9 protein-coding genes are annotated in these 12,723 nt (G+C 47.6%); 1 reads left to right on the top strand and 8 read right to left on the bottom strand.

All coding sequences use genetic code 11. The features are described from left to right. Positions 1-61: 61 nt before the first annotated feature. From VSQ61_RS15835 to VSQ61_RS15810, 6 genes are all read right to left on the bottom strand, one after another. The gene (locus VSQ61_RS15835) at positions 62-1,531 is read right to left on the bottom strand and encodes a sensor histidine kinase (protein WP_334345363.1); all 1,470 of its coding nucleotides are present in this window, start codon (positions 1,529-1,531) and stop codon (positions 62-64) included. Positions 1,532-1,559: 28 nt separating this feature from the next. Next, complete coding sequence (locus VSQ61_RS15830; protein ID WP_334345362.1) at positions 1,560-3,173, bottom strand: response regulator; 1,614 nt, start codon at positions 3,171-3,173, stop codon at positions 1,560-1,562. Between the two features lie 165 nt (positions 3,174-3,338). Continuing rightward, a complete protein-coding gene (locus tag VSQ61_RS15825) occupies positions 3,339-4,934 on the bottom strand; it encodes a xylulokinase (RefSeq protein ID WP_334345361.1) in 1,596 nt (531 codons plus the stop codon). A gap of 244 nt (positions 4,935-5,178) precedes the next feature. Further along, entirely contained in the window at positions 5,179-6,666 is a 1,488-nt protein-coding gene (gene araA, locus VSQ61_RS15820; RefSeq protein ID WP_334345360.1) for an L-arabinose isomerase, read from the bottom strand. A gap of 169 nt (positions 6,667-6,835) precedes the next feature. Next, complete coding sequence (locus tag VSQ61_RS15815; RefSeq protein ID WP_334345359.1) at positions 6,836-7,900, bottom strand: GntR family transcriptional regulator; 1,065 nt, start codon at positions 7,898-7,900, stop codon at positions 6,836-6,838. 851 nt (positions 7,901-8,751) lie between these two features. After that, positions 8,752-9,291, bottom strand: coding sequence for a hypothetical protein (locus VSQ61_RS15810; RefSeq protein WP_334345358.1), 540 nt, complete (start codon positions 9,289-9,291; stop codon positions 8,752-8,754). A 206-nt stretch (positions 9,292-9,497) separates the two neighbouring features. Between VSQ61_RS15810 and VSQ61_RS15805 the strand changes: the two genes are divergently transcribed. Beyond that, positions 9,498-10,691 (top strand): glycosyltransferase family protein, encoded by a 1,194-nt coding sequence (locus VSQ61_RS15805; RefSeq protein ID WP_334345357.1) that lies wholly within the window; start codon positions 9,498-9,500, stop codon positions 10,689-10,691. Between the two features lie 21 nt (positions 10,692-10,712). Here the strand turns inward: VSQ61_RS15805 and VSQ61_RS15800 are convergent, their stop codons facing one another. Both VSQ61_RS15800 and glpK read right to left on the bottom strand, forming a co-directional pair. Next, positions 10,713-11,150 carry an RbsD/FucU domain-containing protein gene (locus VSQ61_RS15800; RefSeq protein WP_334345356.1) on the bottom strand — a complete coding sequence of 146 codons (438 nt, stop codon included), beginning with the start codon at positions 11,148-11,150 and terminating at the stop codon, positions 10,713-10,715. 69 nt (positions 11,151-11,219) lie between these two features. After that, positions 11,220-12,710, bottom strand: coding sequence for a glycerol kinase GlpK (glpK, locus tag VSQ61_RS15795; RefSeq protein ID WP_334345355.1), 1,491 nt, complete (start codon positions 12,708-12,710; stop codon positions 11,220-11,222). Between the last annotated feature and the right edge of the window lie 13 nt (positions 12,711-12,723).

Below are 12,723 nucleotides of genomic sequence, written 5' to 3'. Positions count from 1 at the left end.
ATATGAACAAAGTTTGTTTTTTTACGGAAAAAGTTTATTTTTTTACGGGTGATTTTTCCCCTTATTGGGAATCATGTCCGGGTATGGTGTCATTCTTCTCCGCCGGAATCGTAACGACAGCCTCCGTCCAGGAACCATAGATGCTGTTCATAGTCAAACCATAGCCGGCGCCATAGTTCAGGCGTATTCTCTGATCCACATTGAAAAGCCCAAATCCGGAAGGATCGTTCGGATCCTGTTCTCCACTGATAATCCGGCGTACTTTCTCTAATTTTTCCGGCTCCATACCCTGGCCATTGTCCCACACCCGGAACACCAAGGTATCTCCCTCTTGCTCACCCGATACCCGAATCCGCCCTTTCCCTCGTTTGTTCTTAATTCCGTGGTACAGGGCATTTTCTACCAGAGGCTGCAGGGTCAATTTCAAAATCTGATATTGATACAGCTCTCCGGAGATCCGGATTTCATAGTCCAGGATATCCTGATAGCGGACTTTCTGAATCTTAAGATAGCTTCGGATATGAGCCTCCTCCTCCTGAACAGAAATGTAGTCTCTCCCTTTGCTTAAGGTGGTTCGGAAGAAATCGGACAGAGCGGATACCATCACCACCACCTGCTCCTTTTCCTCCGCTTCCGCCAACCAGATAATCGTATCCAAAGTATTATAAAGGAAATGAGGATTAATCTGAGCCTGGAGAAGCTTAAGCTCCGTTGCCCGCAGATTTAACTGCTCAATGCGGATATCCTCTACCAGATTTCCAATCTTCTCCACCATCTGGTTAAAGCTGGTATTTAATACTGCCAATTCATCCGTACTTTCCTCCTGTGCACGAACGGCAAAATCTCCGCTTCCCGCCAGGGTGGTCACCTCACAGAGATTTCGAATGGGCTTTGTAATTCCCGTCATAATCTTCCGGCTGATTACAAGCGCCCCGGCAAGAATCACCGCAAAAATCAGGCTGCTCATTCGTATGGCGGCATCCACATCCGATCGTATTCCCTCCCTGAGAGCCTCCAGGTTGGTCGTCTCATAGTAGATATACTGCTGAATCTGCTCCTGAATCAGCTCTGTCAAAATGCGGATATTTAAGTCCAGACGCTCCATATTGGTGTCATAGGAACCTCCATCCATCATGTCCGTCTCAATCTCCTCCACCCGGTTTTCCAGGGTGTTAAGGCTCTTTAAGATTCTGCCAAGGCGGTTTCTGGCATAGTCTGCGTCCGCTGTCTCATAGAGTCCCTCAAAAACCTCCCTTGCTTCCTCGATCATCTGGTGGGGCCGTTCCAAGTCCACCAGCTCCGAGGCTCTCTGGGCATTGGCTACAATGATATACATGATGTAATCCATATCCTCTTTAAAAGCGATATTATAGGCATTTGCCTTGGAAATATTTTCTACAACCGCATCATAGCGCTCTGAAAACTGCCGTATGATGAACAGCAGGTAGACAATCATCACCGTTAAAGGAATCAGGCAGACAAAAAGAAGCATATTCAAACGTTTTTTAATAGAAGAATCTTTTTTCCACATAATTATTCCAATTCCACACCACCTCTGTTTACGCTCCGGCCCGGAACTCTCTCGGTGTACACTCCTGTGTTTTCTTAAAGAGATAGCTGAAATAATGGGGATCCTTGTAGCCCACGGCAAAGGCAATCTCCGCCGTCTTCATAGAGGTCCCCCGAAGAAGCTCCCTTGCCTTTTCCATCCGCACGGACGTCAGGTATTCAATAAAGGTCTGGCCTGTCTCCTGACTGAATATGGTACTGAAATGATTGGGACTTAAGTTCACGCTTGCTGCCGTCATATTCAGGGAAATTTCCTCATTATCATAATTTTCCCTGATAAATGCCTTGGCATCCTTTAAGAGAGAGCTGTACTTTCTTCTGGATACGGCCTCCCTAAGCTCAAGGGCCGCCTCCAGAACTTTTGTCAGATAATCCTTAGTCTGCTCCACCGTGGAAAATACGGAGTTCATATTCTGGAAATCCCCACAGCGCTCTACCAAATCGCCCGATTCATAGCCAAGCTGCTGAATCTGCCCTACTGCGGCAAAGTAAAGATCTATGGTTACATACTGGCGAAAAAGCATGGATTGTATATTTTTCTCCCCAAGGCTTTGCAGGTACTCATCCAGAAAATGAGGAATCTGGCTCTTTAACCCGGTTTTCAAAAAGCTTTCCGCCGCACGCCGATCCAATTGTCTGACATCCAGAGCATCCAGATGAATGTCTTCTTCCTTTGCTTCCGGTTCCGTCTCTCGGCTGCTGTCTATTATCTGATTCCTCTTTTTCAGATACCGGTAGGCAAAGGCCCGGTTGGCTTCCTCAAAGCAGCGGCCAAGCTCGGAAAGCCTGCCTGCTTCCCGCCCCAGACCTCCAAAATATTCCACCGTCTCATAAGACCCAAGGGTTTCCAAAAGCTTTTTAAGGAAATCATTCTGTACTTCTAAGAGTTCCTTTTCTCCGGTCCCTTTTAAGATAAATGCCCAGCCCTCCAGTCCCAGTTCGATCATCAGAACTCCCGGAATCTGTTCCGTCATCTCTTCTATTGCCTTTGTAACCCGGTTTTCTTCCTCATCATAGCCTTCGCCGCCATCGCCGGCGAAAATCTGAAAGAGCAGAATGTTATAGCGGTTGGCAGCAAGCTCCATGCCAATCTCCCGTCCCTCCTTCAAAAGGGAAGATACGGGCTTGGTGCCGGACACCAGGCTTCGAAAGAACCTCTGTCTGGCAAGCTGGGTGTTTTCCAGGCGCTCCCGCTCAAAGGTTTCCAGAAACTTCCGCTGCTCCCCTTCCTCCTCCACCAGCTTCCCCACCTTTTTTACCGCCTCCAGAAGCTGACTTCCGGAAATGGGCTTTACCAGATAGTCCGTAATTCCGATACTGATTCCCTCTTTTGCATATTCAAACTCATCGTAGCCGCTTAAGACAATGATCTTCACATCCGGCATCTCCTGCTTCACCAGGCGGCTCAGCTCCAATCCGTCCATAAAGGGCATTTTAATATCTGTAATGAGAATATCCGGCCGGGTCTTCTGGATCAGAGGATAAGCCAGCTCTCCGTCACTGGCTTCCCCTACAAATATAAAGCCCTCTTTCTCCCAGTGGATATTGTTTTTCATTCCCTCACGCACTACCACTTCGTCTTCTACCAGAAATACTTTCAGCATCCCACACCTCTATTCCAGTTTTGCTACATGTTCCCTGTACATTCTATCCCAGAACTCTGACTTGACCTTAAAAAGAGGATGGCGCACTGAAAGCTTCTGCCATTGCGTCATCCTCCTTTGAGGTTTCTGTTTTTATAACCGTCATCCTATCGGATATCTCACCTTTTAGCGCAGATGCTCCACTGCCGCACGCTCAATGGCAAGGCCCTGGGTGTAGCGCTCAATAAAGATATCATAGCCCTCCACATCCTTTGCGTCCGGCTCCATGCGCTCTCCCTTTTCACCTGCAAATACTTTATCAGCAAGGTAAGCTCCAAGGCTTTCTCCCTGGCTTTTATTCTTCATATAAGAGGCCAGCAGGGCAATTCCCCAGGCGCCGCCCTCTCCGGCCGTCTCCATCACGACTACGGGAACGTTCATAACAGCCGCCACAAACCGCTGTCCTACGCCCTTTGTCTTAAAGAGGCCGCCATGTCCTACGATCTCGTCTACCTTTACGCCCTCTTCTTTGATGAGGATATCCATTCCTGCTCTCATGGCTCCAAGGGAGGTCATCAAATGTACCCGTATAAAGTTGGCCAGATTGAACTTGCTGTCCGGCTTTCTCACGAACAGCGGACGTCCCTCTTCAAAGCCGGTCACATGCTCCCCTGAGAAATAGTTGTAAGCCAGAAGTCCGCCGCACTCCGGATCTCCCTCCAGGGCTTTCCGGTACAAGGTGCCAAAGAGCTCGTTCATATCCACTTTCATGCCGAAGCTTTCTGCAAATTCCTTAAATAACCCTACCCAGGCATTCAAATCCGAGGTACAGTTGTTGGTATGGGCCATTCCCACCAGACTTCCGTCCGGAGTAGTTACCAGATCGATCTCCGTATGTACTTTCTTAAGCTCATGTTCCAGAACAATCATGGCGAATCCGGATGTTCCTGCGGAAATATTGCCGGTACGCTGTGCCACGCTGTTGGTGGCAACCATGCCGGTGCCTGCGTCACCCTCCGGCGGACATAAGGGAATGCCTGCTTTCAAGGTGCCGGACGGATCCAGAAGCTTTGCTCCCTCTTCCGTCAGTTCCCCTGCCGCTTCGCCCGCACTGAGAACCTCCGGCAAAATCTCTTCAAGCTTCCAGGAATAACTTTTATCCGCCACCAAATCATCAAACTGGTCAAGCATACGGCCGTAGAACTGCCCCGTCTTTGTGTCAACGGGAAACATGCCGGAGGCCTCGCCTACGCCCATAGCCCTGCGTCCCGTAAGCTTCCAGTGAATATAGCCTGCAAGAGTGGTCATATAATCAATCTTCGGAAGATGCTCTTCTCCATTTAATACGGCCTGGTACAAATGGGCAATGCTCCATCTCTGGGGGATGTTATACTGAAACAGCTCTGTCAGCTCCCCTGCTGCCTGGCCGGTGATGGTGTTTCTCCAGGTACGGAACGGCACCAGCTGATTTCCCTCTTTGTCAAATACCAGATAGCCGTGCATCATGGCACTGATTCCGAGAGCTCCCACAGTGGTGATTTCTGCGCCGTACTGATTCTTCACATCTTCCTTCAATGCCTGATAGCTGCCCCGAAGACCTTTCCACACTTCATCCAGGGCATAGGTCCAGATGCCGTTCTCCAACTGGTTCTCCCAGTCATAGCTTCCGGATGCAATGGGCTTGTGGGACTCGTCAATAAGTACTGCTTTGATTCGGGTGGAGCCAAGCTCAATTCCCAGAGATGTCTTTCCGCTTTCAATGGCTTCTTTTAAATTGCTCATGGTAAAACCCTCCTATTTAAAGTTCAGCAGCACCCGGACAGTACACGGGACATATAGATCCATTTCCAGCCACAAAAGCATGCGTCCGTAAACGGATCTGTGCACTGTCCGGGTGCTGCTGATTTGAGTTCCGTAATATCCTTTCCGTACACCTTTGTATAAATCAATTTCCAGCCGCAGAAAAATGCGTCTGTAAATCGATTTGTACACTGTCCGGGATATTACTGTTTTAAGTTCTTTTTATCTAACGGAAAGCAACGGAATTCCAGAGCATTTCATTCTTAAGGCTGCGGATGGTGGTATCCTTGTCTATGTATACAACCTCGATTCCCATAGCTGCCGCCCAGTCGCCCATCTGCTCTGCGGTCAGGTCATAGGTAAAGGCCGTATGATGGGCTCCGCCTGCCAGAATCCAGGCTTCCGCACCAGTTGCAAGGCTGGGCTCCGGTGTCCAGAATGCGGTTGCCACCGGAAGCTTCGGCATGGGTTTTTCCACCTTTTTGCAGTCCACCGTATTAATAATAAGGCGGAAGCGATTTCCCAGATCAACCAGGGATGCGGCAATGCCTTTGCCTGTTTTGGAGGTAAATACAAGACGGGCCGGATCCTCTCTGTCTCCCATGGATAACGGCGTTACCTTAATACCAATGGGACCCTCGGAAATGGTGGGGCATACCTCCAGCATATGGGCCTGAAGAATACCCTCCTTGCCGGGAACCAGATTGTAGGTATAGTCCTCCATAAAAGAAGTTCCCTTGGCATCTTTCATGCCCTCAGTCATAATCTTCATCAGGCGCACCATGGCTGCCGTCTTCCAGTCGCCCTCTCCGCCGAAGCCATAGCCCTTTTCCATCAGGCGCTGAATCGCCAGTCCGGGAAGCTGCTTAAGAGCTCCCAAATCACCGAAATGAGTTACGATAGCCTGATAATTTTTCTCCTTTAAGAAACGCTCAAAGCCAAGCTCTATCTGGGCCTGCACCGCCACATGCTTTTTGAACTCCTCCGGATCTCTGCCTTCCAATAAGATCTCATATTTATCATAATATTCTTCCACCAAAGTGTCAACATCGCCTTTTGCTGTGGCTTCCACATATTCTGCGATTTCATTTACGGGATAAGAGTCAATCTCCCAGCCAAACTTAATCTGAGCTTCTACCTTATCTCCCTCGGTCACGGCCACGTTGCGCATATTGTCCGCCACACGCATCACACGGATATGGCTGCTCTCCATAATACCAATGGCGGTACGCATCCAGGAAGCAATCCGCTTAATAACGCTCTCATCCGCCCAATGTCCCACAACAACTTTCCGTTCAATCCCCATGCGGCTTACGATATGGCCGTACTCCCGATCTCCGTGTGCGGACTGATTCTCATTCATAAAGTCCATGTCAATGGTATCGTATGGAATTTCTTCATTAAACTGTGTATGTAAATGCATCAGAGGTTTGCGGTACTCCTGCAGTCCCAGGATCCAGGACTTTGCCGGGGAAAAGGTGTGCATCCAAGTGATAACGCCTGCACATTCCCCGTCTGCGTTGGCCTCGTTGAAAGTCCTGCGGATCAGCTCGTTGGTGATTAAGGTCGGCTTCCATACAATCTCATAGGGGAGCAGGCCGGACTGATTCAGATGCTCCACAATCTTTTTGGAGTGCTCCGCCACATGAGCCAGACACTCATCTCCGTATAAGTCCTGAGAACCGGTTGCAAACCAAAACTTGTACTGTTTCATTTCTTTTTACCTCCTGAAATAAGTTGGATTATATTGTTTTATCCCCATATCCATGGACTGGATGCGGGCGCTTACGCACATACCGAACTAATTATACCTTACATATACTGCAATTCATACCTTTCAAGATAAACAAACAAGTAAAACATAATTTTTCACAATAATGGTTTTACAATTTTTTTACCGAATCCCGTTCCACCAGATAAGGTTCAAATTCATAGGACATCCCCGGCATATTGCCCCGAATCATGGAAATAAGCTGCTTAGCCGCTTTTTCCCCCAGCTTTTCTTTTGGATGGTGCACGGAGGTCAATCCCACCTCACCCAGCATAGCCAAATCCGTGTCATCCACGCTTACCACCGATATATCCTCCGGAACAGATATTCCGTGACGCTTCAGTATCTCTATTACCTCAAAAGCCGTGCTGTCGTTATAACACAGGATTCCGGTACAGGCGCCCAGGCGCTTTACAATGCGCTCCGCCATGCAGCCAAAGTCCAGGGCATCTTCCGTGTCAAACCAAAGTATATTTTCTTCCAGGGGCCGGATTCCCCCGTCCCGCAGCGCCTCCACAAAGCCCTGGTAACGGCGGATTCCCTGTCCGTCATCCAGCTTGAAAAAGCCGCCGATCTTTTCATGTCCGTATTCCAGAAGACACTGTGCCGCCAGCCTGCCTGCCGCTTCATCATGAAGCGAAACCGCCGGGCAGTCAAGCTCCGGATAGCGGCTGTTGATAAAGAGAACGGGAACCCCCTTTTCCTGTAAGCGGCGGTAAAGGGGCAGGTTGGGATTCGGCAGGGCGCTCTTCGTTGTCTCTATGATGATTCCCCTCAAGTCCTGCTCCAAAAGATCCTTTAAAACTGCCTCTTCCCTCCAGATATGATTTCCCGTAAATGCAATCTGTACCTGAAAACCCTCTTTTGCCAAAACGCTTTCGATTCCCTGTATGATCTTTGGAAATATGTAATTGTCCACATAGGTGGTCACTACGGCAATGCGCCTGCTTTTTTTGCGTTCCTCCGCTTCCCGATCCAGCACATAGGTGCCGCTGCCCTGACGGCCTCTTACAAAGCCCTGCTTTTCCAGCACCTCCAAGGCGTTGCGCACTGTCTGACGGCTTACCTGAAACTTCTTTTGAAGCTCGTACTCCGAGGGAAGCTTATTTCCCGGAGAAATGATGCCCTCTATAATTTTCTGCCGCAAGGCTTCTGCCAATACCTGATATTTTGCCATTTGATTTGGATTCCTTTTTATTTCTTTTCGGACTGTTTCCGGGTTATTTCCGGATTGTTTTCTAAATTGCTGTCTGGGTTTTGCTCTTGCCCAAGCCGGCCTGGCATCGGTTATCGTTATTTGATATTAAGAAATGATCTCTTTTTCTTTCAATAACTTGTATTCTTATTATTTAACTTGTATTTATTTTATAGAATTTCACTAATACAGAATAGATTCTCTCAATATTATTGCTGATTTCATAATTTTTCTTCTTTCTTTTTATTTATTTATAACTCTTTTCCATCAATATGTCAATATATTTTCATTGATTTGTATTTTTCTTTCTTTATTTTTATGGCCGAATTTTAAATTTGTATTTATTTTATAACAAATACAAGATTATCGTTATGAAAGTTCTCTTTTCTGGGTAACGGAAAACCGAGTTCAAGGATGCCCCTTGCGCCACTTTGATTTGTGGTGATGCGAAATGGAGCGCATGCAGAATTATTAATTTTGTATACATAGTTTTACGTCTCACAAATCAGACCCTTTGCTGGCTGCCGCAAAGATAAACAGCCAGCAAGTGCTGATTCGCAGGCACCTGACTGGCTGTCTCATACTATGTCACTAATTTTTTGTTGCTTGAATTCATTTCATATTTTCTAATTTTGCAATGACAGTAGCTCATAACTGACCTCTTCTTGGTGGGATTCAAAAAGAGGATGTTATAACTGCCAGCATATTTTCCCTGGGCAAATAAGAAAATGAAGCTATACAGATAGCTAAAATGCCATTCCTACAACTTTTTTGTAAATTTTTGAGTTGATTTGCGCATAGGCTTTACCTGTTTATCTTTAAAACCGAGGGGGCTATCTATATTCCGACAGCTCCTTCAACTGTTTTTTTAGTGCTTCATTTTCTGCATTTACTCTTTCTATGGCAGAATTTTGTTCATATATTAACATATTCTTCTTATCTATCACGGAATCCTTCTCTTCTATTACCGCATCCCGCATATTAATCTCTGCATCTCGCTTACTAATTTCCGTGTCCTTCTCTTCTACCTTCTTTTGCAGTTCCTCTATCATAAATTTTACCGTATTCTCATCCAGCATCCGCAACGCTTCTGAAAACATCCCCAGCACTTCCTCCGGCCGTTGTCGCAGCATGGCTATCTCTTCATAGACTTCCTCTAACCAGGGATATTCTCTGACCAAGGTTTCCGCATCCACAAGATTTTCGGTAGACAGCAGAGACAGCCAAGCGGTCTGTTCGCTTCTGATTTTAGGATACGAGATTTTCCGAAATACGTCAAGGGATACCCAGGAAGCATTCCTGCAATAATTCCAACTTAAGGCCCGTATCAAAAACAGTCTTTCCGTGATGAATATAACACTCTCCGATTTCATGAAATATTTCCATGACTGTAATGAAAAAATATGATAAACTGTATGTGATTATACCTTACGGAACGAATTCCGCCATTCTAAAAGGGACATGCATTAACGGGGTACCTGCAGGGTATACCTTAACGAACAAAGTCCTCCCCTCCGAAAGAGTATGGCGAAAACAGGTACTGCAGTATCGATTCTGAGGACAGAAAGGAATCCGGAAAATGAGAATTGTCTTATATTATTCAGAAGTAGAGTCCTTTAATTTTTTTACCGATCAGCTATCCCGCCAGCTTAAAGCAAGAGGGCACGAAGCCTTTATCCTGGATCTGGCAAATCCTCCGGCATCGTCGCCGCACTCTTACGTATCTTTTGCCCGGTTTGCATCCCAAAAGGTGGACGCTGTCATTTGCTTTGACGGCTTGGGGATTCGTGAGGATTCCTTTATTGAGCTGTGGAATTCCTATCAGGCGGCAGTAATTGATATTATTCTGGATCCGCCCCTGCGTTTTCATCCTACTCTTATAAATCATCCCCGCAATTACCTTGCCCTTTGCTGTGATCGGGATCATGTGTCTTATATCCAAACGTATTTTGGACAGACTGCTCCCCATGCGGCTTTTATGCCTCATGCAGGCGTCCTTCCCGAAGAAAATGCTGCCGTCATTCCATTTGGCGCAAGAAAATACGATATCCTGTTTTCCGGAACCTATTACCACTGGGAATCTATGCTTAACAATCTAAAGGAGCTCTTTCCCGACAATAAGGAAATCTCTCATTTTTATGAGGTTATGTTCCGCAATCTGACAGAAAATTGCCATCTGACAACGGAACAGGCTGTCCTTTACACCCTCCGTCAGCTTGGCTGGGATGTTTCCAGCGAGACTTTGAAAACACTTCTGCGCTGTTCCGAATCAGTAGACTGGGCCGTGCGCCACTATTACAGGGAAAAGGTGGTCACAGTCCTTGCTGAGGCCGGCTTTGAGTTTTATCTTTTGGGACGAGGGTGGGAAAACCTTTCCTGTGTCCGCCGCTCCAATGTACATCACCTTAAGGATCGGGTGGCCTTTAAGGAAACACTTCCTTTTATGGCTGATGCCAAAATCAACCTGAATGTGTTCCCTTGGTTTAAATCCGGAACCCATGAACGGATATTTAACGCATTGCTGCAACATTCGGTTCCTTTGACAGATTCCAGCAGGTGGGTGGATGAGAATTTCACGGATGGGGTGGATATTGCCCTGTATGATTTGGAGCATTTAGACAAACTTCCGGGTATCGCAGAGCATCTGCTGACAGATCAGTCATTTTCGGAGAGGCTCATTCAGAAAGGCTATGAAAAAGCCGCTCAGAACTTCACCTGGTCACACTGTACGGATCAGATTCTGGCGGCTATTGCACATATGGCTTTTGGATAGATATTATTTTATTTTCTGCCTTTAAGCCGGAAATGCCACGCCCGCCCGGAGTATAATATTGGGATAAGGTGTAAACTCCCCTGTCCGGATAGCGAATCTTGCGTTTGCCGACATCTTCTTAAGCTCTGTGTGAGGGATGAATTCATGCCCTACACCCGGCAGCTTCTCATGGATATAGGCAAGAAGCTTCGGATTCTTTTCGTGAATTTCCTCTGCCAGAGTGTAGAACTCCACCTCCGAATCCATGGTCTGAATAAAGGTGGGAACGCCGCCGCAAAGGGCCAGCTCTACCACCGGTATGCTGAAATACAACATCCTCAGAGTAAGGCCTTTTGCAGAAGTAGTTTTGTATTTGACTGCTTTCACTATGAAAACAGCCAGGATTACGGACTTTCGTCCGGAAACCTCATACCTTATTTCTGCGGGCAACGAGCCAAGCGGACATGCTGGCATGTCCATTTGGCGACTGCCGCAAGGGTCAAATACCCCGCAGCTTGCTGCGTTACAAGCTTGATGCCCCGTTAGCTGCTATGGGGTATTTGACTTTGTGAGAGCCTTGGAAACGGCTTTCTTCCAGCCCTCATATTTTTTATCCCTCTCTTCTGCTTTCATGGAGGGGGTAAAGCTTTTTCTCTCTTCACTGCCAAAGATCGCATCCTGCTGATAGAGTCCTGCAGCAAGACCCGCAGCATAGGCGGCTCCGATTCCGGACAGCTCTTCCGCCGGGGGAATGCGCACAGGAATTCCCGCCATATCACTTTGGAACTGCATCAGGTATGTATTCTTCGTAGGTCCTCCGTCCACCCGAAGCTCCTCAATGGCAATTCCCGATTCCTCTTCCATTGCCCTTACCACATCCGTAATCTGATAGGCAATGCTCTCCAGTCCGGCCTTTACAAGCTCCATACGTCCGGTTGTTCGGGACATTCCATAGAAGATACCCCTTGCCTCGCTGTCCCAGTAGGGGGCTCCAAGACCGGAAAATGCCGGAACCAGATAGGTTTCATCCTGATGATTGGCCTGCTCCGCCAGAGTTCCCGTCTCCGCCGGAGAGGAAATAAGCTTCAAATCATCTTTCATCCAGGTAATGACGGCTCCTGTGTAATTGATATTTCCCTCCAGCACATAGCTGACGGCTCCGTCCATTCCCCATGCAAGGGAGGTGACAACCTTGCTGCTGAATACCGGCTGTTCCCCAATATTCATCATAACGGAAGAACCTGTTCCGTAAGTGGTCTTTGTCATTCCTTTTGTAAGGCATCCCTGTCCGAACAAAGCTCCGTGGGAATCACCCATCACGCCCCTGATGGGAATGGGTTTTTCAAGGAATCCCTCAAAGTCCGTCTCTCCGTAGCATCCGTTGGAATCTGTAACTTTAGCAAGGCAGGATACCGGAATTCCAAACAGCCCGCACACCTCCTCATCCCATGCCAGTGTTCTGATGTTGAACATCTGGGTCCGGGAGGCGTTGGAATAGTCCGTCCGGAACTCTTTTCCTTTGGTAAGCTTATATACAAGCCAGCTGTCTATGGTTCCGCAGCACAGCTCTTTTTTCTCTGCCTTTTCTTTGGCTCCCTCTGCGTTTTCCAGCACCCAGGCTATCTTGGCTGCGGAAAAATAGGGGGATAAGGGAAGTCCTGTACGGGAGCGCACCAGCTCTGCCTGACCCTGATTTTCCAGACGTTCACAAATCTTTGCTCCTCTTGCGCACTGCCATACCACGGCGTTGTAGATGGGAAGTCCACTGTCTCGCTCCCACACCATGGCGGTCTCTCGCTGGTTGCTGATCCCCAGCGTCCGGATTTCATTTTTGTCAATTCCGGCTTTTTCTACCAGAAGCTTTACTACTTCTATGGTATTGTGATATATCTCCATGGGATCATGCTCTACCCAGCCTTTGTCATCCACCATCTGCCGGTGGGACAAGTCCGCCCGTTCCAGAAGACGGCCTGTTCCGTCAAACAGCAGGGCTTTTGTTCCCTGGGTACTCTGATCAATCCCCAATACATAATCAGCCATATTTATATATTCT

Origin of the sequence: Candidatus Merdisoma sp. JLR.KK006 (assembly GCF_036941035.1) — a bacterium.
Classification (GTDB): Bacteria; Bacillota; Clostridia; order Lachnospirales; family Lachnospiraceae; genus Laedolimicola.
This window is presented reverse-complemented; position numbering and strand designations above follow the sequence as displayed.

Excerpts from the sequence above, each read along its gene's own strand:
- glpK (WP_334345355.1), bottom strand. The coding sequence starts at position 12,710 with ATGGCTGATTATGTATTGGGGATTGATCAGAGTACCCAGGGAACAAAA.
- VSQ61_RS15810 (WP_334345358.1), bottom strand. The coding sequence starts at position 9,291 with ATGAAATCGGAGAGTGTTATATTCATCACGGAAAGACTGTTTTTGATA.
- VSQ61_RS15815 (WP_334345359.1), bottom strand. The coding sequence starts at position 7,900 with ATGGCAAAATATCAGGTATTGGCAGAAGCCTTGCGGCAGAAAATTATA.
- VSQ61_RS15805 (WP_334345357.1), top strand. The coding sequence starts at position 9,498 with ATGAGAATTGTCTTATATTATTCAGAAGTAGAGTCCTTTAATTTTTTT.
- VSQ61_RS15825 (WP_334345361.1), bottom strand. The coding sequence starts at position 4,934 with ATGAGCAATTTAAAAGAAGCCATTGAAAGCGGAAAGACATCTCTGGGA.
- VSQ61_RS15830 (WP_334345362.1), bottom strand. The coding sequence starts at position 3,173 with ATGCTGAAAGTATTTCTGGTAGAAGACGAAGTGGTAGTGCGTGAGGGA.
- araA (WP_334345360.1), bottom strand. The coding sequence starts at position 6,666 with ATGAAACAGTACAAGTTTTGGTTTGCAACCGGTTCTCAGGACTTATAC.
- VSQ61_RS15835 (WP_334345363.1), bottom strand. The coding sequence starts at position 1,531 with ATGTGGAAAAAAGATTCTTCTATTAAAAAACGTTTGAATATGCTTCTT.
- VSQ61_RS15800 (WP_334345356.1), bottom strand. The coding sequence starts at position 11,150 with ATGGACATGCCAGCATGTCCGCTTGGCTCGTTGCCCGCAGAAATAAGG.